Genomic DNA, 22489 nt, shown 5'->3' with positions numbered 1-22489 from the left:
TTATTTAACTATAGATGTATCTCCCTATGCCTGAATGAAGATTCTAGGCGTAGAGTTTTTTATTGAGGTGATAATTTGAGTAATTTCATGCAATATGCAATTCAACTTGCACAGATGGTGGACGGACAAACTGGTGTTAATCCTCCAGTAGGTTCAGTAGTTGTAAATGATGGCCGTATAGTAGGCATTGGTGCCCATCTAAAACAAGGCGATAAACATGCCGAAGTTCAAGCTTTAGATATGGCCCAAGAGAAGGCTAAAGGCGGCACGATTTATATTTCTTTAGAACCTTGTACGCATTATGGTTCAACGCCACCATGTGTGAATAAAATTATTGAATTTGGACTAAGTAAAGTTATTTATGCAGTGAAAGATACGACATTGCCTTCTGAAGGAGACAAGATTTTACAAGATGCTGGTATTGAAGTTGAGTACCAACCTTCAGATGAAGCTACTATGCTTTATAAAGACTTTTTCAAAGCGAAAGAAAGTAAAATTCCTGAAATCACTTTAAAAGTTTCAACGTCCTTGGATGGCAAACAAGCAACCGATAATGGTCAAAGCCAATGGATAACGAATAAATATGTGAAACAAGATGTTTATCAATTGAGACATTCACATGATGCCGTGTTAACAGGTAATGGAACGGTTGACGCAGATAACCCACAATATACAACGCGAATTCAAGATGGCAAACATCCAATTCGAATTGTATTGTCGAAAAGTGGCGATATCGATTTCTCAAAACAAATGTTTCAAGATAACTTTAGTGATATTTGGATTTATACTGAAAATCAATCGCTTAGTAGTCCATCTGAACATATTAATATTATAAATTTAACGGAATGCAAGTTAGCAAACATCTTAGCTGACATATATGATAGAGGTGTTGGAAAGCTACTTGTAGAGGCAGGTCCTCGTGTTACTTCAGAATTTCTCCAAACTAATTATGTTAATCAACTTATTATTTATTATGCCCCGATAATAATAGGTGGTTCCGGTCAATATCAATTCTTTCAAACAGATGAAGTGATTGATTTAAACGAAGCCACTCAATTTGAAATCATTTCTACAGAGTTAATTCACCAAAATATTAAAATGACATTGCGAAAGAAGTGAAATAAATATGTTTACAGGTATCGTTGAAGAGATAGGTACTATAAAAAACATTCGTACGCAACAGTCTGTTAAAACGTTAGATATCGCATGTCATTGCATTTTAGAGGATATGCACATCGGCGACTCAATTAGTGTCAATGGCGCATGTTTAACGGTTATTGATTTCCACAGTAATTATTTTTCTGTGCAAGTGATTAAAGGCACTGAAAATAAAACCTATTTATCGAATATAAAACTAAATGATGAAGTGAATTTAGAACGTGCTATGGCAGGGAATGGACGCTTTGGCGGACATTTCGTCTTAGGTCATGTGGATGAAGTAGGGACGATTTCACAAGTGAATGAAACACCTAACTCACGTATCGTGACGATTAAAGCGCCATCTCATACGATTAAACAAATGGTTAAACAAGGTTCTATCACGGTGGATGGCGTCAGTTTAACTGTCTTTGATTTACGTAGTAATAGTTTCGATATACATTTAATTCCTGAAACAAGACGTTCTACAATTCTTTCCTCTAAAAAGATAGGCGATAATGTGCATTTAGAAACAGACGTACTTTTTAAATATGTAGAGAATATCGTGAAATCCAAAGATTCAGATTTAACAATTGATAAACTGAAAGCATTTGGTTTTTAGGAGTTTAGGAGGGCATAATATGAAGTTTGATGACATCGATATAGCGCTTGAAGCTTTAAAAAAAGGCGAAAGTATTATCGTAGTGGATGATGAAGACCGTGAGAATGAAGGCGACTTAATTGCGATAACAGAATGGATGAAAGATGACACGATTAATTTTATGGCGCAATATGGCCGAGGATTAATTTGCGCACCTATAAGTAAAGAGATTGCGAATCGTTTAAATCTTGTTTCAATGGTTAGTAATAATACAGATGATTTTGGTACGAACTTTACTGTTAGTGTGGACCATGTATCAACGTCAACAGGTATTAGCGCGTTTGATCGTATGGCTACTGCCCGTGCTTTAATTAATCCAGAATCTACACCGGAAAGTTTCAATAGACCTGGTCACTTGTTCCCTTTAATTGCTAAAGATAAAGGTGTATTAGAGAGAGTGGGTCATACAGAAGCGGCTGTCGATTTAGCTGTTTTAACTGGTGCGCAACCAGCAGGTGTCATTTGTGAAATTATGAATGATGATGGCACAATGGCGAAAGGCCAAGATTTAGTAGCCTTTAAGGAAAAGCATCAGTTAAAAATGATTACAATTGAAAGTTTAGTTGAATACCGTAAAAAAAGAGCGAATGATGTTGAACTAAAAGCACGTGTTAATATGCCAACAGATAATGGCGACTTCGAGATGTATGGTTTTCAATCTTCATTATCAGATGAAGAAATTGTTGTTCTTGCTAAAGGAGAACCACGTAGTACTGAAAATGTAAGAATTCATTCTGCATGTTTAACTGGAGATATTTTCCATAGTCAACGTTGTGACTGTGGTGCCCAATTAGAAGCAGCTATGAATTACATTAATGAACATGGTGGTTTAATTATTTATCTTCCTCAAGAAGGAAGAGGGATTGGCTTAATCAATAAATTGCGTGCTTACGAATTGATTGAACGTGGTCATGATACAGTAACTGCCAATTTAGCATTAGGCTTCGATGAAGATTTACGTGATTATCACATTGCAGCTCGAATTCTTAATTATTTTAATGTACAACAAGTTAATTTATTAAGTAATAATCCTAAGAAATTTGAAGGACTAGAAGAGTATGGTATTAAAGTAGCTGATCGTACGGAAATTATAGTTCCGGAAACAGCACACAATCATGATTATATGACAACAAAAAAACTTAAAATGGGACATTTAATATAGGAGGAGATTTAACATGAACTTTGAAGGTAAATTAGTAGGTACGGATTTAAAAATTGCGGTAGTTGTAAGTAGATTTAATGATTTTATTACAGGTCGTCTTTTAGATGGCGCACAAGATACATTAATCAGACATGGCGTTGATGAAAATAATATCGATGTGGCTTATGTACCAGGTGCATTTGAAATTCCTTTAGTTGCGAAAAAACTAGCTCAAAAAGGGGAATATGATGCAGTTATAACACTAGGTTGTGTAATTAGAGGTGCTACGTCACATTATGATTATGTATGTAATGAAGTGGCGAAAGGAGTATCTAAAGCTAACGATGTCACTGATACACCAGTTATTTTTGGTGTTTTAACAACTGAGAGTATTGAGCAAGCGGTTGAACGTGCAGGTACTAAAGCAGGTAACAAAGGTGCTGAAGCGGCAGTTAGTGCGATTGAAATGGCTAACTTACTTAAACAATTTTAATTTATTGTGCGTTCTTGGGGATCCGTCTCTAAAGCAGTTCTAAAATGAATGTTACTCATTTTGTTGCGACGCTTTCTTGCGGGAAAGGCTTAAGCCTGTAGTGTTGTAAAGGCGTTCTAAAATGGATTGTCATTGCACTTAAGTTGAGATGCTTGCCTAGGGGGCTGGGTCGAGCCTTGGTCTTGTAAAGTAGTTCTTAGATAGTTATTTACTCGTTTAAGTTGTTGCGCTTTCCTGTGGGAAAGGCTCAAGCCTGTAGTCTTGAGGCTCTTTCTTTTCCACTAGGAGTCTCCACAACTACACTTCGTAATCTATCTTAGAACTACTTACGTAAGTGTGTGAACACTTACGTTCATTTATATTTTATAATTAAATACTTAAAAAAATAGGGCACTTCGTTAATTTAATGTAGATCATTAAATTAACGAGGTGCCTTATGTATAAGAATTAAAACATAGCTGACATTTCAATTCTTAATATTTATTTTCTTAGCAATTTTGTAACTCCTGATAAGATAGCTAAACTACCTATACCAATTGCACTAACAAGGCTTACTTTTTTCAATGTTTCTGTTGAAACAAATTCTTGATAAGCTAATGCTAAGTTTTGTGGGCGTTCTGCAAGTCGACGCATGAAATAACCGAACCAATCATTGCCGTATGGTACATATATAGTGAAGTGATAGCCTTCTCTAGCTATTTCTTCTGCTAATTCACTACGGAAACCATATAACATTTGGAATTCAAAACTGTCTTTATCAATGTGATGATCTTTTGCAAATTGTTTAACGTGATTGATGATTTTATCGTCATGTGTTGCGATAGATGTGAAGTTTTTAGCATTTAGCAAACGTTTTTCAATAAGTCTAATATAGTTCGCATCAATTTCTTCTTTAGTTTGATATGCAATATCTTCTTCTTCTTTATAAGCACCTTTAACTAGGCGTAGGCGTAAGTCAGGATATTTATCAAGTAAATCACTAGCATCATATAAGTATGCTTGAATTACTGTACCAACATTTTTAAATTCACCTTTTAATCTATCAAGAACTTCGATAATTTGTTGTAAGCTTTTATATTTTTCAGTATCAATATTAATATGCATTTTATCAAATTCGTCTGCTTTTAAAAGGATTTCTCTTAAATTTTCATAAGCTAAGTTTAAATCAAATTCTGCGCCTAAAGAACTTATTTTAACAGACATGTGAGCATCAACATCATAGTCTTTTACTGCTTGCATAACTTCAAGAATTTCATTTTTAGCTTGGTTAGCTTCAGCTTCTGTACCCACAAATTCTCCTAAGTTATCTACAGTAACTTCGATATTTTTGTCATTTAACCTTTGAATTGTATCTATAAGTTGTTCAATCGTATTACCTGCAACAACTTTATCTGCGCCCATGCGAGGTCCAAGTCTTTTAGCTGTTTCATTTAAATATGTATTATTAGATAAAGCAATAAAAAAATCTCTGAAAAGTGACATTTAAATTCCTCCATTACCCACAAATCGTTTATTTGTATTTAGTTTAGCATGAAAATCAAAGTTGAGAAAGCGTTTTCAATTATCAGAAAAGTATTTCTAATGTATATTTACACTTATGTTTATTTTATAACTAAAATATTTAAATTAAAGATACTTCGAAGATGGGTGACAAACACCAATCATATTGAATTATCTGATATAATATTGTTGTTGGAATTTAAGTATGAAGGGATTAATAGATATGTGGAAGTGGGAAACAGAACAAGACGCTAAAGGCGTAGTAGTCATAGTACATAATATTTTAGAACATACAGGGCGTTATGCGTATGTTATTACAATGTTAAGACGCAATGGCTATCATGTGATTATGGGAGATTTGCCAGGACAAGGACAAACCTCACGTATTAATAAAGGCCATTTAAAGAGTTTCAATGTTTATCATGAAAGTGTCTTAGAATGGATTAAAATTGCGAACGAATATAAATTACCTACTTTCGTCATGGGCGTAGGTTTAGGTGGACTTATCTTATTAAATCTTTTGGAAAAAAATGACGTACCAATTGAAGGGATGTTATTACTATCACCAATGCTCGAATTACAAAAGAATAATAAGACACGTAAAAATATGTTCATTTCTAATATTGGTAAAGGTTCTAAAGACGCTCGCTTTAAATTAGGTATTGATTATAGTGATTTAACACGTAATGATGAAGTTATTGAAGAAACTAAACAAGATGGTTTAATACTTAAAAAAGTAACGTACAAATGGTATAACATCATTATTGAGACAATGAAGGACACTTTGCAACATATTCAAGATATAAAACCACTTCCAACATTATTAATGTATGGTACAGAAGATAAATTATTAGATACACGTTCAATCATTGAAGTAAAACAACAACTTCCTACGACTGAATTTTACTATAAAGCTTGGGAAGGGCTTTATCATGAAATTCATAATGAGCCAGAACGTGATCAAGTAATGCGTTATGTCTTAACTTTTTTAAACAATAGCGTTAACACTATGGGATTTATTGTAAAAGAAGAAGAGATTGAAGACATTTAAATAGTAGGGAAGAATCAGGATTGCTAATCTTTGCGGAACAAAGAGGGGAGATCCTGATTTTTTTTATAAAAATTCCGTACTTAATAAGCTTAAAACTTAATAATGAATGTTGAATAAAGTTAAGAGAATTGGTATATTTTAATTGGATAAATTTATAAAATTTTATTGAAATTGCATGTTTAAAAGTTTGTAGTTTTATATAAAAAACAAACATTTTTACATATAGATTTAAGTGTATTATTAAGTATAAACAAAGAGTATTATGGCTATTTATCAGGGTTAGAAGTGTCAAAATCATATCATGAATTTAAAGAGATAGGGTTATTAACATGAAGGAGGGGGCTGCCTTGACTAATCAAGCTAATGAAAATGTAACGATGATATTGCAATTAGAGGATTTGTGTAAAGAAATTAATTCTGTATTCAAAACGATTTATGAAAATTATGACTTAACGAAAGAAGAAGTGTTAATTTTATTAACGTTATGGGACAAGGGACCTATGACATTAAAGGAAATGGATAGTTACGTTAGCATCAAAGCGTATAAAAGAACGCGTACTTACAATAATTTAGTTCATTCTGAATGGATTTACAAAGAACGTCCTTTAGATGATGAACGCACAGTAATCATTCATTTTAATGAGAATAAAAAAGCAGATAAAGATGAATTACTTGATTTTATTACTAATAATATTAAGAAAAGATATCAATTATTCGAAGAAAGTCTAAAATCATTAATGGAAGTTTAATTAAATAAACGAGCTTAACACGTGGGGATGATAATGTGTTAGGCTCGTTTTAAATTTCTCATTTTAATTAAGTTATCGTTTTTCAATTGCACAAATAAATGGTGCGTTATTAATTTGATTAATAAACTGATATTGTAAGACGTGCGCTTTAGTTTGATCCATCGTCTTCAAATATTCCATAACTGCATCACGTTCTACTTTACCTTCTTCGTGACCATGATAAATAACTAACACGATAATCCCTTCAACACTTAGCAATTCAAATATATCTTCAATCGCTTTAATAGTAGTTGTAGGTTGCGTGACAATCGCCTTATCACCTTTCGGAAGATACCCTAAATTAAAGATGGCTGCGTCAATCGGCTTTGTAATCTTATCTTGCAAATGTTTTAAGATGTTTTCATGACCATCTTGTATTAGCGTCACATTGTTATAGTCCTTAACTTTTTCAGCAGTATTTTGAATTGCTGTAGCTTGAATATCAAATCCATAGACATGACCGTCAGGCACTTGTTGAGCTAGGAATAAAGTATCGTTACCATTGCCACACGTTGCATCAATGACATTGCTTTCTTCTGTAACATGGCTTTGTATGAGTGTTTTTGAAAAGGGGAGAATACGTTCTAATTTCATGATTTGATTTTTGACTCAGCTTTATAATGTTTACCTTGATAAGAATCGCGACGTGCAAGTTCGTTATCAATTTCATTTAAAACTTCCCATTTATTAACACTCCACATAGGACCTACCATTAAGTCAATTGGTCCATCTCCAGTGATACGATGAATAATCATTTCTGGCGGTAAAATCTCAAGTTGGTCACATACTAGGTTGGTATAGTCTTCTTGTGACATGAATTCAAGCATACCTTTTTCATATTGTTTCACCATAGGCGTACCTTTTAAAAGATGAAGTAAGTGGATTTTAATACCTTGTACATCCATTTGAGCTACTTCACGTGCTGTTTCCATCATCATGTTGTAATCTTCGCCAGGTAAACCATTAATAATATGCGTACACACATTGATGTTATGTTTTCTTAATTTCGCGACACCTTCATAATAAGTTTGCATATCATGTGCACGGTTAATTAAATCAGACGTTTCTTGATGGACAGTTTGTAATCCTAATTCTACCCATAGATAAGTACGTTCATTTAACTCTGCTAAATACTCGACTACATCGTCTGGTAAACAATCTGGACGTGTAGCGATTGATAAACCAACCACGCCTTCTTCTTTTAAGACAGGTTCATATTTTTCCTTTAATACTTCAACAGGAGCATGTGTATTAGTGAAAGCTTGGAAGTAAGCAATATATTTACCTTCGCTCCATTTTTCATGCATTCTATCTTTTATTTGTTGGAATTGGACTTCAATAGGATCTGCTCTATTACCAGCAAAGTCGCCACTCCCTGCAGCAGAGCAGAATGTACATCCACCGTGTGCAACTGTGCCATCACGGTTAGGACAGTCAAAGCCACCATCTAACGCAACTTTAAAAATCTTTTGGCCAAATTTATTTTTTAAATGGTAATTCCATGTATGATATCGTTTATTTTCAAAGGCATACGGGAAATAGTTACCCATAATACATTATCCTTTCTATCTAACTTAGTTCTAAGTAAAGATTTTAACATATTTTAATGTTATAGTGTTTAATGTGGTTCTACAAATATATAAAGAGGGGACTAGAAATATGAATATACCTAAATCAGTATGGTGGCTAGTTATTGGCATGGCGCTAAATATAACTGGTGCCAGCTTTTTATGGCCTTTAAACACAATTTATATGAAAGAAGAACTTGGTAAGAGTTTAACAACAGCTACCCTCGTTCTAATGATAAACTCATTTGGCATGGTAGTTGGTAACTTACTAGGTGGTTCGTTATTTGATAAATTGGGTGGTTATCGCACAATTTTGATAGGTGCCTTTACATGCTTAGCTAGTACTACTCTATTAAACTTCTTCCATGGATGGCCATGGTATGCGGTTTGGTTAGTATTACTAGGATTTGGTGGCGGAATGATAGTTCCCACAATATTTGCGATGGCAGGTGCCGTTTGGCCTAACGGAGGCAGAACGACATTTAATGCCATTTATTTAGCACAAAATATGGGTGTTGCGCTTGGTGCTGCTTTAGGCGGTTTCGTAGCAGAATTGAGTTTTAATTATATCTTTATAGCAAACTTGATTATGTATGTTCTTTTTACAATAATTGCAGTGACTCAATTCAATCTTGAATATCATGCTAAGATGAAAGCCCCTGACAGTATCGATATTAAAAGTAAAGAAAATAAAAAACGTTTCATGGCTTTACTTGCTTTATGTGGAATGTTTGCTATTTGTTGGATTGCCTATATTCAATGGGAAACAACTATCGCATCATATACACAAGAACTAAACATTTCATTATCTCAATACAGTATTCTTTGGACTGTTAACGGTATCATGATTTTAGTTGCGCAACCATTAATTAGACCTGTGATTGTACTATTAAAAGGTAATTTAAAAGCACAAATGTTTGTTGGAATTTTAATCTTTATGCTTGCATTCTTTGTTACAAGCTTTGCGCAACAATTTACTGTGTTCTTAATCGGTATGATTATACTAACATTTGGTGAAATGTTTGTATGGCCAGCAGTTCCTACTATTGCTAACTACTTGGCGCCTGAAGGTAAACAAGGTCAATACCAAGGTGTTGTAAATTCAGCCTCTACAGTAGGTAAAGCGTTCGGCCCATTTATCGGTGGTGTGTTGGTAGATACCTTTAATATGAGTGCAATGTTCATAGGAATTATGCTTCTTTTAGTTGTTGCTATGATTTTCCTTGCTGTTTTTGATAAAGGATTACCAAAAGGCAAACATCCAAGAAATACTCGTCAATGATTTCGAGAGTAAATCACTTTTAATAAAATTAGTTTAACCACTTGCAAATACGTCGCGAATCTCATAATATTAAATTGTATTGGAGTAGTAGCTTAAAGACTTTTCAACAGAGAGCTAGTGGTGGTGTAAACTAGTGTTAAGAATTAAGTGAACTTACCGTTAAATAATTAAATTTAAAACATCTCTTACTATTATAAAGTGCACATAGTTATGTGAATTAGGGTGGTACCGCGGCTAATAGTCGTCCCTTTAAAATGTAATAGTTAGAGGTGTTTTTTATTTGTCTTAGGAGGAGAAACTTTGGGTTACAATCACAAAGAAATCGAAAAGAAATGGCAAAATTATTGGGCTGAGAACAAAACTTTCAAAGCGAGTGATAATTTAGGTCAGAAGAAATTTTATGCATTAGATATGTTCCCATATCCATCAGGCGCAGGACTTCACGTAGGTCACCCAGAAGGATATACAGCAACAGATATTATTTCACGTTATAAACGTATGCAAGGATACAATGTATTACACCCAATGGGTTGGGATGCGTTTGGTTTACCAGCTGAACAATATGCTTTAGATACAGGTAATGATCCAAGAGAATTTACTAAACAAAATGTTCAAACGTTTAAACGTCAAATTCAAGAATTAGGTTTCAGTTATGATTGGGACAGAGAAGTAAATACGACTGACCCTGAATATTATAAATGGACACAATGGATTTTCATCCAACTTTATAACAAAGGCCTTGCTTATGTAGATGAAGTAGCAGTTAACTGGTGCCCAGCTTTAGGTACAGTGTTATCAAATGAAGAGGTTGTAGATGGCGTATCTGAACGTGGTGGTCATCCAGTATACCGTCGTCCTATGAAACAATGGGTATTAAAAATCACTGAATATGCTGATCGTTTATTAGAAGATTTAGACGAATTAGACTGGCCTGAATCAATTAAAGATATGCAACGTAACTGGATTGGCCGTTCTGAAGGTGCTCGTGTTACGTTTGAAGTTGAAGATAAAGATGCCTCAATCGACGTCTTCACAACACGTCCAGATACAATTTACGGCACTACATTCTTAGTGTTAAGTCCTGAACACGCATTAGTAGATGACATTACTTCAGATGATAAAAAAGAAGAAGTTAAACGTTATCAAGAAGAAGCATCTAAAAAATCTGACTTAGAACGTACAGATTTAGCTAAAGACAAATCAGGTGTATTCACAGGCGCTTATGCAATTAATCCATTATCAGGTGAGAAATTACCAATTTGGATCGCTGATTACGTATTATCAAGTTACGGTACAGGTGCAGTAATGGCAGTACCAGCTCATGACGAACGTGACCATGAATTTGCTACTAAATTTGATTTACCAATTATCGAAGTCATTGAAGGTGGCGACGTTCAAAAAGAAGCTTACACAGGTGTAGGAGCTCACGTTAACTCTGGCGACTTAGATGGCTTAGACAATGAAGCGGCTATCACAAAAGTAATTGAATTACTTGAAGCTAAAGGCGCTGGAGAAAAGAAAGTTAATTACAAATTAAGAGACTGGTTATTCAGTAGACAACGTTATTGGGGTGAACCTATTCCAATTATTCATTGGGAAGATGGCACAATGACAACTGTTCCAGAAGATGAATTACCATTATTACTTCCAGAAACAGACGAAATTAAACCATCAGGTACTGGTGAATCTCCATTAGCAAATATCGATGAGTTTGTGAATGTTGTAGATGAAAAAACAGGCATGAAAGGTCGTCGTGAAACTAATACAATGCCACAATGGGCAGGTAGTTGTTGGTACTACTTACGTTATATCGACCCTCATAATGATAAAATGTTAGCTGATCCTGAAAAATTAAAACACTGGTTACCAGTTGACTTATATATTGGTGGGGTAGAACATGCAGTACTTCACTTATTATATGCTCGTTTCTGGCACAAAGTGTTATATGATTTAGGCGTTGTACCAACTAAAGAACCTTTCCAAAAATTATTTAACCAAGGAATGATTCTTGGTGAAGGTAATGAAAAAATGAGTAAATCTAAAGGTAATGTAGTTAACCCTGATGATATCGTAGCATCACACGGTGCTGATACATTACGTCTTTATGAAATGTTCATGGGACCTTTAGATGCTGCTATTGCATGGAGCGAAAATGGTTTAGATGGTTCTAGACGTTTCTTAGATAGAGTATGGCGTTTATTCATTAATGAAGATGGTTCACTTTCTGATAAAATTGTGGAAAATAACGACAATTCATTAGATAAAGTGTATAACCAAACTGTTAAAAAAGTGACAGAAGACTTTAATACACTTAACTTCAATACAGCTATTAGTCAATTAATGGTATTTATTAACGATTGCTATAAAGTTAACGAAATTTATAAACCTTACGCAGAAGGTTTTGTTAAAATGTTAGCTCCAATTGCGCCACACATTGGTGAAGAATTATGGAACCGTTTAGGTAATGAGGATACAATTACGTACCAACCATGGCCTACTTACGATGAATCATTACTTGTGGATTCAGAAGTAGAAATCGTTGTACAAGTTAACGGAAAAGTTAGAGCTAAGTTAAATATTCCAAAAGATTTATCTAAAGAAGAAATGCAAGATTTAGCATTACAAGATGAAAATGTTAAACTATCTATTGAAGGTAAAGATATTAAGAAAATTATTGCTGTACCTCAAAAACTAGTTAACATCGTTGCTAAATAAAATTAAAGGAGTTTTACAAATGGAATCTATTAGTGTAGATCAATTAAAAGAGAAAGTATTAGATGCTAATCCAGTGAATATTGTGGATGTAAGAACTGACGAAGAAACTGCATTAGGAATTATTCCTGGAGCTAAAACAATTCCAATGGATCAAATTCCTGATAACTTAAATCAATTTAATAAAGATGAAACATACTACATTATTTGTGCTGCTGGAATGCGTAGTGCAAAAGTAGTGAAATATTTAGAAGACCAAGGTATCCATGCTGTAAACGTTGAAGGCGGCATGAATGAATGGGGTACTGAAGGAACAGATATCGAAAGTATCTAAATAAAAGTGGAATCTTATTACTAAATATAAAACTAGCTCGAAAGAAGATATTCAAATCTTTCGAGCTAGTTTTTTTATATGAAGATAAATGAATTTTTGTAATTTAACATGAAAATCAAATGTATGAAATCTGATTTATTCCTCTGTTTCTGATTCTGGTTCAAATCGTCCTGCTTCTTGTCCAGCAACATGACCCGTTACCAAGGCGCTCGTAATATTATAACCACCTGTATAACCATGAATATCTAATACTTCGCCACATAAAAATAAGCCAGGTTGTATTTTAGACATCATTGTTTTCGGCCAAATTTCTTTCAGACTCACGCCACCACCTGTGACAAATGCTTTATCAATAGGCAATGTACCATTAACTGTAAAAGTAAAACCTTTTAAACATTCAACAAAACGAGTGAGTTGTTGATTAGATAAATGATGATACGTAGTTTCCTCATCAATGCCCGCTTGTTCTAGCATGAAGAGTAGATAACGTTCTTCAATTAAACCTCTTAGACTATTTTTTACATATTTGTCAGGCACTTCATTAAGCATTTTTTTAATTTTTTGTTCTAATTCGTTTTGTTTAATATCTGGAAAGACATCAAGTTGCATCATAATATCTTTTTTCTTTTGATTCTTTTGTTCTTTATAAACAAATTGGCTACAACGTAGGGCAGCTGGACCACTTATACCGAAATGTGTGAATATCATATCCATTTGATGACTTATACGTTTCTTGCCATTCTTTTTCAAAACAGATAATTCTACATCTTTAAGACTTAAACCTTTTAATTGTTTAGACTTAATAAATGGTTCGGCAGAAGTAATGGGCACTTCAGTAAGGAAGAGCTCAGTAATCGTGTGACCTAAATGTTCGGCAAATTTATAACCGTCTCCAGTTGAACCAGTTTGAGGAACGCTTGTACCACCAGTTGCAATGATTACAGTTTTAGAAATGAATTCACCACTTTGCGTCGTCACTTTAAAATGATTATCCTCAGTCAATGTAATACTATTAACGATTGTTTCTTCTTTAATTTCAACATGATTATCTTTAATCGTATTAACTAAAGTATCTACCACATCTTGTGATTTATTTGATACCGGAAACATACGACCATGATCTTCTTCTTTAAGTTTTACGCCACGACTTTCAAAAAATTCGATAATAGATTCATTGTCGAAAATTGAAAAAGGACTATAGAGAAATTTACCATTTCCGGGTATGTTTTTTATAATTTCTGCGTAAGGAAGACGATTAGTAACATTACAACGTCCACCTCCAGAAATTTTTAACTTACGTCCTAAACCTTTCTTTTTCTCTAATAAAAGAATTCGGTTATTAGACTCACTAGCAGCGACTGCCGCCATTAATCCACTTGGACCGCCACCAATAATAATAGTTTGGTACATGTTTTAACCTCCAATATGACTCGTTAATATTTTATCTAGAATCATCATTTTTTACTATGATTATCGTAAGAATTTACAAAAGATAGATGACAAGTTACGCTAAACAAAGTATTTGTGCTTCTGAATTTTTGAAATATGCTTTATTAATAAATTTATTATTATAAGAATAATTCTTGAAAACTTAAAAAGATACAGGAAACAATAAGTATTTTGTGATATATTTTATAGTAATGCAAGTCTAGAAAACATGCAGAAGTAAAAAGTAAATCAATCAAATCAATGATTAATTTTAAAGGTAGGAAGATTAAATATGAGTGAAAATAAGGAAATGGTACGAGGCACCTTCCTAATAACCTTAAGTATTTTAATTACTAAAATATTAGGTGTGCTTTTTGTAATTCCATTTTACGCAATCATGGGTGCGAATGCTGAAGAAAAATTAGCACCTTTCAACTATGCTTATGTTCCTTATAACATCGCTATTGCTGTTGCAACAGCTGGTGTACCTTTAGCTGCCTCTAAATTTGTAGCAAAATATAATGCATTAGGCGCCTATAGGGTAGGACAAAAGCTTTACAAATCTAGCTTTATTGTAATGACTATTTCGGGGATTATAGGATTTTTAATTTTATTCTTCTTAGCTCCTGAAATTGCGAGTATCACCCTTGGCCAAAAAGAAGGAAAAATTGGTTGGACAGTAGCCGATATTACTTGGATTATACGAATTATCAGTATGGTAGTTGTATTTATTCCATTACTTGCTACATGGCGTGGGGTCTTCCAAGGTTATGAATCAATGGGGCCTACTGCTGTGTCAGAGGTTACTGAACAAATCGCTAGAATTATCTTTATCTTAATTGGTAGTTATTTAGTTCTAAATGTATTCCATGGTACATATTTACAAGCGAATGGTATTGCGACTTTTGCTGCCGCTATTGGAGCGATAGGTGGTCTCTTTACACTATGGTACTACTGGCGAAAACGTAAACCATTTATCGAAGAAATGGTGGCTTCTGATCGCAGTGGACTAGATGTTTCTTATACTAAAATGTACAAAGAAATTATTTCTTATAGTATTCCGTTTGTTATTGTAAGTCTTAACTTCCCATTATTTAACTTAGTAGACCAATTTACACATAATAATGCATTAGATGCTGCTGGAATGCATGCAAATAAAGACTATTTCTTTACAATTTTAAACTTTACGACGAATAAAATTGTAATGATACCAACATCATTAGCAGCAGGTTTCGCAGTAAGTTTAATACCGTATATCACTAAGACATTTGCTGAAGGACGTTTAACAGAAATGCACCGTCAGATTAAAACATCAATTGGTGTATTAATGTATATCACAGTTCCAGCAAGTTTAGGTATTATGGCATTATCATCACCATTATATACAGTATTCTATCAATATAATCCTGATGGTAATAAAATCTTATTCTGCTATGCACCAGTTGCAATATTAATTTCTTTATTAAGTGTAACTGCTTCAATGTTGCAAGGTATTAATAAGCAGAAATTAACAGTCTTTGTTATTTTAGGTTCAGTACTTTTAAAATTAATTTTAAACTTCCCACTCATCATGATGTTCCATACTGCCGGGGCAGTGTTAAGTACAGCCATCGCATTATTAGCTGCGAATATAGCAAATTTAATGATTTTAAAAGTTTATGCGAAATATCAATTTACAGATACATTTGTCCAAGTTGCAAAAATCTTTATCTATAGCTTGATTATGATGATAGGGGTAGAGGTTGTGTACTTTATTTTAAGTCTCTTTATTCCTGTAGATCGTAAAATCGGCGCATTAATTATCTTAATCGTAGGTGTTATTGTGGGTGCATTAATTTACGGCACAATTACTATTAAAAATCGCTTAGCTGATGAGTTCTTAGGAGATTTACCTGGTAAAATTCGTCGCAAAGTTGGTTTCTTAAGATGAGATTAGATAAATTTTTAGCTAATATGGGCGTGGGCACTCGCACTGAAGTTAAACAGTTATTGAAAAAAGGAAATATAGAAGTTAATCAAAAGGTTGAAAAATCTCCTAAAACTCAAATTAATCCTGAACAAGATGAAATTTCGGTTAATGGAGAACAAATTGAATATATTGATCATATTTATATTATGCTCAATAAGCCTAAAGGTTATATCTCAGCGACTCATGATGATTCAGCTCAGACAGTGATAGATTTGATTCCAGAGTATCAACACCTCGATATTTTTCCTGTAGGTAGACTTGATAAAGATACAGAAGGATTGCTCCTCATTACTAATGACGGCCAATTCAATCATAATCTTATGAGTCCTACTAAACACGTTTCTAAGACATATGAAGTTGTCTCGAAATTCCCTATTAAAGAAAGCGATATTTTAGCTTTTGAAAAAGGAATCGAACTATCCGACGGGCCAGTTAAACCAGCCCAATTAGTTAAAGTTAATGAGACTATTTCACATGTGACAATTTACGAAGGAAAGTATCATCAAGTAAAAAGGATGTTTCATGCCATCGAAAATGAGGTATTAGAATTAAAACGTCTTAAAATCGCTAATTTAGCGATAGATGGTAATCTTCAATCAGGAGAGTATCGATTACTTACTGATGAAGAAATACAACTTTTACAACAATAACAAAAGGAGAAGGTGTTAACTATGGCTAAAAGAGCAGGTTTATTCAGAATTCTAGCTGGAATTGGTGCTGCAAGTGCTGCAGTTGTATTATCTCGTAAAGAAAGCAGAGATAAATTAAAAGAACAATATAATAAATATAAACAAGACCCAGAAGGTTATAAAGAAAATGCGAAAGATTTAGCTAACCAAATTGGTGCTAAAGCTAACGAAAAAATTCAAGACGTAAGAAATAATCCTCAAGATTATGCAAATCGTTTAAAAAATGATCCTAAAGGATTCCTTGAAGAAGAAAAATCTAAATTCACAGCTCAAAACTCAAATAAAGAAGATTCTTTACAAGAAGGAAAATTTGATGATGAAGGTGGCGCAACAGTAAATAATAATTTACGTGTTGTAAGTGAAGAAGATTTAAAAGATAATAAAAATGCTTTAGAAGATAAAGACTAATATTATTTTTATAAGATGTTTTTAGGAGTGGAACAAAGAAATCAAGTTCATTTGATTTCGGAGTTTCACTCCTTTTTTTATAGAATTTATAAATTTTCTGACATCTTACTGTAATTTGAAGACATAATTATGTAAAATAATAGGTATATCTATTGAAAAGGAAGTTGATCTCGAATGTGGAAAGAAAAAGTTCAAGAATATGAAAGTCAGATTATTGATGACTTAAAAGGTCTGCTTTCAATTGAGAGTGTTAGAGATGATGCTCAAGCTTCAACAGATGCGCCAGTTGGACCTGGCCCTAGAAAAGCGCTTGATTACATGTATGAAATTGCTAAAAGAGACGGTTTTTCTACGCACGATGTAGATCACATTGCAGGACGCATTGAAGCGGGTAATGGAGACGACGTACTAGGTATATTATGCCATGTCGATGTTGTACCTGCTGGCGATGGTTGGGATTCTGATCCTTTCAATCCTGTAGTAACTGACGATGCCATTATTGCTCGTGGTACTTTAGATGATAAAGGACCGACAATCGCGGCATATTACGCAGTTAAAATTTTAAATGAAATGAATGTGGACTGGAAAAAACGTATTCATATTATCATTGGTACAGATGAAGAATCAGATTGGAAATGTACAGAAAGATACTTCCAAACTGAAGAAATGCCAACATTAGGTTTTGCACCTGATGCAGAATTCCCTGCTATTCATGGTGAAAAAGGGATTACAACATTTGATTTAGTACAAACAAATACAGCTGACGATTCAGATGAACCAGATTATGAGTTATTATCTTTCGAATCAGGTCAACGTTATAACATGGTACCTGATTTTGCTAAAGCACGCGTCTTTGTTAAAGAGAACATGACAGACGTAGTCCAACACTTTGAACATTATTTAGACCAACATAGCTTACAAGGTGAAAGTGTTGTAGATAGTGGCGAATTAGTATTAACAGTGGAAGGTAAAGCTGTACACGGCATGGATCCTTCATTAGGTGTTAATGCAGGTTTATATCTTTTAGACTTTTTATCAACACTTAACCTTAATCAAACTGCGAAAGAGTTTGTAGAATTTAGTAACCGTTATTTACATGAATCTCATTTTGGCGAAAAAATGGGTATGAAATTCCATACTGATATTATGGGCGATGTTACTACAAATGTAGGTATCATCTCTTATGACAAAGAAAAAGCGGGAAGATTCGGTGTGAATTTACGTTACCCACAAGGTTTTGAATTTGAAGAAGCAATTGAACGTTTCACTAATGAAATTAAAGCTCAAGGCTTTGAAGTCGAACTAGGTAAAGTTCAACAACCACATTATGTAGATAAAAATGATCCATTTGTACAAAAACTTGTCACTGCATATAGAAACCAAACAGGCGATATGACAGAACCTTATACTATTGGTGGAGGCACATATGCTAGAAACCTTGATAAAGGTGTGGCATTTGGCGCTATGTTCGAAGATTCAGAAGATTTAATGCATCAAAAGAATGAATATATTACTAAGAAACAATTATTCAACGCAACAAGTATCTATTTAGAAGCAATTTATTCACTATGTGTGGAGGGATAAACTATGACAAAAGTATTTATTAACGGTGAGTTTGTAAACCAAGAAGACGCTAAAGTATCATATGAAGATCGAGGATATGTATTTGGTGATGGTATCTATGAATATATCAGAGCCTACGATGGTAAATTATTTACAGTCGATGAACACTTTGAACGCTTTGTGAGAAGTGCTGGTGAAATTCAAATCGATTTAGGATATTCAGTTGAAGAGCTAATCGATATTGTAAGAGAATTATTAAAGGTTAATGATATTAAAAATGGTGGTATCTACATTCAAGCAACTAGAGGTGTAGCGCCACGTAATCATTCATTCCCAACGCCAGAAGTAAAACCTGTATTAATGGCTTTTGCTAAAAGTTATGACCGTCCATATGACGACTTAGAAAATGGTATTAACGCCACTACAGTTGAAGATATTAGATGGTTACGCTGTGATATTAAAAGCTTAAATTTATTAGGTAACGTTCTTGCAAAAGAATATGCCGTTAAATATAATGCCAGCGAAGCAATTCAACATAGAGGTGACACTGTCACTGAAGGTGCTTCAAGTAACGTCTATGCGATTAAAGATGGTGCGATTTATACTCATCCCGTTAATAATTATATTTTGAATGGTATTACCCGCAGAGTAATTAAATGGATTGCTGAAGATTACGACATTCCATTTAAAGAGGAAACATTTACAGTTGATTTCTTGAAAAATGCTGACGAAGTCATTGTATCAAGTACATCAGCTGAAGTTACACCAGTCGTTAAAATTGATGGTGAAACTGTGGGAGACGGTAAAGTAGGACCTGTTACTCGTAAATTACAAGAAGGATTTAATAAATATATTGAATCTAAAAGCAAATAAAAGATAGCTTAAGTTGAACCATAATTTTATAAAATGATTTAATAAACGCTCTCTAACTTGCGTAGTGCTAGTTGAGAGCGTTTTATATTTTTTAACTAAAAATTATTCAACTATTAGCCCTAAAATTATGTTATAATATGACTTAAAGATTAATCGTAAATGAGCTTTATTTTAACTAGTAAAATGTATCTTTTTGTTTCTCATTTTCAGTTGAAAAAGCTAGCTAAAAATTATAAAATCATCAGTGAGTGATTAAAGCAGTAGAAAGTTTATTAAACCTATTTTTTACATAATAAACTAAATGAACAGTTAAAATAATAAAGTTCAAAATATAAATAAATAATCGTGAAAGTCCAGTTTACGATTATAATAAATTAGAATATATGGCTCTTGAAAACTATATTTCTCGAGCCATTTTCTAATTGGAAGTGAGGTGAACGAGTTGGAGCAATTTTATCAGTTAGGATGGACACTTGATTCAGCAGGTGGTGCATCGGGCGAAGCGTATATGGCCGAACAAGATGGTCAAAAATTATTCTTAAAGCGTAATTCAAATCCATTTATCGCAGCCTTATCAGCAGAAGGCATTGTACCGAAATTAGTTTGGACGAAGCGTATTGAAACGGGCGAAGTCGTTACTGCACAACATTGGAAGAATGGTCGTGAATTAGAACCTTCTGAAATGTATCAAACGCGAGTAGCGGAACTATTGAAAAAAATTCATGGTTCAAAACCATTATTGAATATGCTAAAACGTATGGAAATGGAACCTATTACGCCAACAATTATGCTAAATAAAATTAATGCTTCATTATCAAGAGAAGTGTTAACACATCATGTTGTACGTAAAGCCCTCACTTATTTAGAAGAGCACATTCCTAACTTAGATTCTCGTTTCTTCACGGTAGTTCATGGCGATGTTAATCATAATAATTGGTTATTATCTGATCGTGATGAATTATTCTTAGTAGACTGGGAAGGCGCTATGATAGCGGATCCTGCTATTGATATTGGTATGTTGCTTTACAACTACGTTCCTGAACATAAATGGTCTCAATGGTTTAAAACCTATGGGGTAGAGGAAAGCATTGATTTAAATAAACGTATGAAATGGTACACTGTGATTCAATCTATTGGTATGGTGCAATGGTATGAAGAACAAAAGAGATTCAAGGATATGAATACTTGGTTAAAATTTTTAAATGAAGTTATGAATAGTAACTTATTTATATAAGGAGATTTCTTGTATGAGAGTTCGTTATAAACCATGGGCGGAAGATTATTTAAAAGATCATCCAGATTTAGTAGATATGGATGGTACGCACGCAGGTAAAATGACTGAATGGTTTGATAAAACACAACCTATTTACATTGAAATTGGTTCAGGTATGGGTCAATTTATTACTACATTGGCAGCAAAACACCCTGAGATTAATTTTGTGTCAATGGAACGTGAAAAAAGTGTAATGTATAAAGTTTTAGATAAAGTTAAAGAGCTTGAACTCACTAATTTAAAAATGATTTGTAATGATGCAATCGAATTGAATGAATATTTTAAAGACGGTGAAGTATCTCGTATATATCTAAACTTTTCAGATCCATGGCCTAAGAAACGTCATGCGAAACGAAGACTCACTTATCATACTTTCCTAGCATTGTATGAACAAATTCTTAAAGATGATGGTGAAATTCATTTCAAAACGGACAATCGTGGATTGTTTGCGTTTAGTTTAGAAAGTATGTCTCAGTACGGTATGTATTTCACTAAATTGAACTTAAATCTTCATGAAGAAGATGATGAAGATAATATTCTTACTGAATATGAAAAGAAATTCTCTGAAAAAGGTTCACGTATTTATCGTATGGAAGCTAAGTTTCATAAAAATAAATAATTAAATTAAGGTATCGCACAGTTATTACAATTGTGCGATATTTTTTTGTTTTAAATGATTGAATTTAGGTCGAAATGGCTATACAAATAAGTAAATATTGATGTTTAATAATTCTTTGTTTAGAAGGTATAAATATTTTATTTTCAAAAAAGAGAAGGGGAAATGAAATATGAAATTAGGAAAATTTAATGTTAATTATTTAAATGGTGGTACGACTAAAATGGATGGAGGCGCGATATTTGGCGTAGTGCCTAAGCCATTATGGTCCAAAAAGTATGACGTGAATGATAAAAACCAAGTACCGAATTTAACTTATCCGATATTAATTGAAACTGGAGATAAAAATATTCTAGTGGATGCTGGAATAGGTAATGGTAAATTAAGTGAAAAGCAACTGAGAAATTATGCCGTTGATTATGAAAGTAAGATAGATGAGGAACTTAAGGATCATGGATTAAGTGTGGATGATATCGATATCGTATTAATGACGCACATGCATTTTGATCATGCGACTGGTCTAACTGACGTTGAAGGTAACGCCGTCTTCAAAAATGCGCTACATTATATCCAACAGGACGAATGGCATGAATTTATTAGTCCGAATATTCGTAGTCAAGCCACATATTGGAAGAAAAATCGTGGCACATATGAAGAGAATATGTTGTTATTTGATAAAGAAATCGAGGTCTATCCTGGTGTTAAAATGATGCATACTGGTGGTCATAGTTATGGACAATCTATTGTGATAATTGAGAGTAATGAGGAAAAAGCCGTGCATATGTCAGATATCTTCCCAACACACGCGCATAACAATCCTTTATGGGTGTGTGCTTACGATGATTATCCAATGCAATCTATTCGCGAAAAAGAGAGATTAATTCCTTATTTTATAAGAAATGATTATTGGTTTTTATACTATCATGATAATAAATATTTCGCTGTTAAATATGAAAATGATGGAAAAACAATAAAAGAGAAAATTGAAAGATAAAATGATGGA

At 33.5% G+C, this 22489-nt stretch carries 21 protein-coding genes and 1 other annotated feature; of the genes, 17 read left to right on the top strand and 4 right to left on the bottom strand.

Annotated features, from left to right (window positions below; genetic code table 11):
- Positions 1-75 precede the first annotated feature (75 nt).
- From ribD to ribH, 4 genes are read left to right on the top strand one after another with little or no spacing between them, the layout of a single operon-like run.
- The gene (gene ribD, locus CD127_RS09065) at positions 76-1119 is read left to right on the top strand and encodes a bifunctional diaminohydroxyphosphoribosylaminopyrimidine deaminase/5-amino-6-(5-phosphoribosylamino)uracil reductase RibD (RefSeq protein ID WP_103366470.1); all 1044 of its coding nucleotides are present in this window, start codon (positions 76-78) and stop codon (positions 1117-1119) included.
- Between the two features lie 7 nt (positions 1120-1126).
- Complete coding sequence (locus CD127_RS09060) at positions 1127-1759, top strand: riboflavin synthase (protein WP_103298286.1); 633 nt, start codon at positions 1127-1129, stop codon at positions 1757-1759.
- A 19-nt stretch (positions 1760-1778) separates the two neighbouring features.
- Positions 1779-2960 (top strand): 3,4-dihydroxy-2-butanone-4-phosphate synthase, encoded by a 1182-nt coding sequence (ribB, locus tag CD127_RS09055; protein WP_103366469.1) that lies wholly within the window; start codon positions 1779-1781, stop codon positions 2958-2960.
- 13 nt (positions 2961-2973) lie between these two features.
- Positions 2974-3432: a 6,7-dimethyl-8-ribityllumazine synthase gene (gene ribH, locus CD127_RS09050; RefSeq protein WP_103366468.1), complete on the top strand. Its 459-nt coding sequence runs from the start codon at positions 2974-2976 to the stop codon at positions 3430-3432.
- Positions 3433-3912: 480 nt separating this feature from the next.
- Here ribH and CD127_RS09045 read toward each other — a convergent pair whose 3' ends face one another.
- On the bottom strand, positions 3913-4914 hold the full coding sequence (locus tag CD127_RS09045; protein ID WP_103366467.1) for a proline dehydrogenase family protein: 1002 nt from the start codon (positions 4912-4914) through the stop codon (positions 3913-3915).
- A gap of 241 nt (positions 4915-5155) precedes the next feature.
- Between CD127_RS09045 and CD127_RS09040 the strand changes: the two genes are divergently transcribed.
- Together CD127_RS09040 and CD127_RS09035 are read left to right on the top strand one after the other, a co-directional pair.
- Positions 5156-5983 (top strand): alpha/beta fold hydrolase, encoded by an 828-nt coding sequence (locus CD127_RS09040; protein ID WP_103366466.1) that lies wholly within the window; start codon positions 5156-5158, stop codon positions 5981-5983.
- 347 nt (positions 5984-6330) lie between these two features.
- The gene (locus CD127_RS09035; protein WP_380493157.1) at positions 6331-6732 is read left to right on the top strand and encodes a transcriptional regulator, SarA/Rot family; all 402 of its coding nucleotides are present in this window, start codon (positions 6331-6333) and stop codon (positions 6730-6732) included.
- Between the two features lie 72 nt (positions 6733-6804).
- Here the strand turns inward: CD127_RS09035 and mnmM are convergent, their stop codons facing one another.
- Together mnmM and mnmL are read right to left on the bottom strand one after the other, a co-directional pair.
- Entirely contained in the window at positions 6805-7365 is a 561-nt protein-coding gene (gene mnmM / locus CD127_RS09030; RefSeq protein WP_103366464.1) for a tRNA 5-(aminomethyl)-2-thiouridylate-methyltransferase MnmM, read from the bottom strand.
- A complete protein-coding gene (gene mnmL / locus CD127_RS09025) occupies positions 7362-8321 on the bottom strand; it encodes a tRNA modification radical SAM protein MnmL/YtqA (RefSeq protein ID WP_103366463.1) in 960 nt (319 codons plus the stop codon). The genes mnmM and mnmL overlap by 4 nt, the downstream gene beginning before the upstream one ends.
- Before the next feature lie 109 nt (positions 8322-8430).
- On the opposite strand from mnmL, the gene CD127_RS09020 reads away from it, so the two are divergent.
- The 3 genes from CD127_RS09020 (at position 8431) to CD127_RS09010 (ending at position 12667) form a co-directional block, all read left to right on the top strand.
- Positions 8431-9621, top strand: coding sequence for an MDR family MFS transporter (locus CD127_RS09020; protein WP_103298294.1), 1191 nt, complete (start codon positions 8431-8433; stop codon positions 9619-9621).
- Between the two features lie 65 nt (positions 9622-9686).
- Positions 9687-9873: a binding site (T-box leader), on the top strand.
- A 48-nt stretch (positions 9874-9921) separates the two neighbouring features.
- Positions 9922-12336 carry a leucine--tRNA ligase gene (gene leuS / locus CD127_RS09015; RefSeq protein WP_103366462.1) on the top strand — a complete coding sequence of 805 codons (2415 nt, stop codon included), beginning with the start codon at positions 9922-9924 and terminating at the stop codon, positions 12334-12336.
- 19 nt (positions 12337-12355) lie between these two features.
- Positions 12356-12667, top strand: coding sequence for a rhodanese-like domain-containing protein (locus CD127_RS09010; protein ID WP_103298296.1), 312 nt, complete (start codon positions 12356-12358; stop codon positions 12665-12667).
- A gap of 135 nt (positions 12668-12802) precedes the next feature.
- Here CD127_RS09010 and CD127_RS09005 read toward each other — a convergent pair whose 3' ends face one another.
- Complete coding sequence (locus tag CD127_RS09005; protein WP_103366461.1) at positions 12803-14077, bottom strand: BaiN/RdsA family NAD(P)/FAD-dependent oxidoreductase; 1275 nt, start codon at positions 14075-14077, stop codon at positions 12803-12805.
- Positions 14078-14387: 310 nt separating this feature from the next.
- On the opposite strand from CD127_RS09005, the gene CD127_RS09000 reads away from it, so the two are divergent.
- From CD127_RS09000 to CD127_RS08965, 8 genes are all read left to right on the top strand, one after another.
- Positions 14388-16025: a putative polysaccharide biosynthesis protein gene (locus CD127_RS09000; protein WP_103366460.1), complete on the top strand. Its 1638-nt coding sequence runs from the start codon at positions 14388-14390 to the stop codon at positions 16023-16025.
- Positions 16022-16714 (top strand): pseudouridine synthase, encoded by a 693-nt coding sequence (locus tag CD127_RS08995; RefSeq protein ID WP_103298298.1) that lies wholly within the window; start codon positions 16022-16024, stop codon positions 16712-16714. The genes CD127_RS09000 and CD127_RS08995 overlap by 4 nt, the downstream gene beginning before the upstream one ends.
- A 21-nt stretch (positions 16715-16735) precedes the next feature.
- On the top strand, positions 16736-17161 hold the full coding sequence (locus CD127_RS08990; protein ID WP_103366459.1) for a YtxH domain-containing protein: 426 nt from the start codon (positions 16736-16738) through the stop codon (positions 17159-17161).
- A gap of 174 nt (positions 17162-17335) precedes the next feature.
- Positions 17336-18745 (top strand): Cys-Gly-3M3SH dipeptidase, encoded by a 1410-nt coding sequence (locus tag CD127_RS08985; protein ID WP_103366458.1) that lies wholly within the window; start codon positions 17336-17338, stop codon positions 18743-18745.
- A 3-nt stretch (positions 18746-18748) separates the two neighbouring features.
- Positions 18749-19597, top strand: a complete 849-nt coding sequence (gene dat, locus CD127_RS08980) for a D-amino-acid transaminase (RefSeq protein ID WP_103366457.1) — start codon at positions 18749-18751, stop codon at positions 19595-19597.
- A gap of 442 nt (positions 19598-20039) precedes the next feature.
- Complete coding sequence (locus tag CD127_RS08975; protein ID WP_103298302.1) at positions 20040-20831, top strand: phosphotransferase family protein; 792 nt, start codon at positions 20040-20042, stop codon at positions 20829-20831.
- Between the two features lie 13 nt (positions 20832-20844).
- Positions 20845-21489 (top strand): tRNA (guanosine(46)-N7)-methyltransferase TrmB, encoded by a 645-nt coding sequence (trmB, locus tag CD127_RS08970; protein ID WP_103298303.1) that lies wholly within the window; start codon positions 20845-20847, stop codon positions 21487-21489.
- Positions 21490-21658: 169 nt separating this feature from the next.
- A complete protein-coding gene (locus CD127_RS08965; protein WP_103366456.1) occupies positions 21659-22480 on the top strand; it encodes a YtnP family quorum-quenching lactonase in 822 nt (273 codons plus the stop codon).
- The last annotated feature ends 9 nt before the right edge of the window (positions 22481-22489 follow it).

It is taken from the genome of Staphylococcus petrasii (assembly GCF_002902565.1).
Lineage (GTDB): Bacteria > Bacillota > Bacilli > Staphylococcales > Staphylococcaceae > Staphylococcus > Staphylococcus petrasii.
Note: the sequence above shows the minus strand (reverse complement) of the source record. Positions and strands in the feature narration are given on the sequence as shown.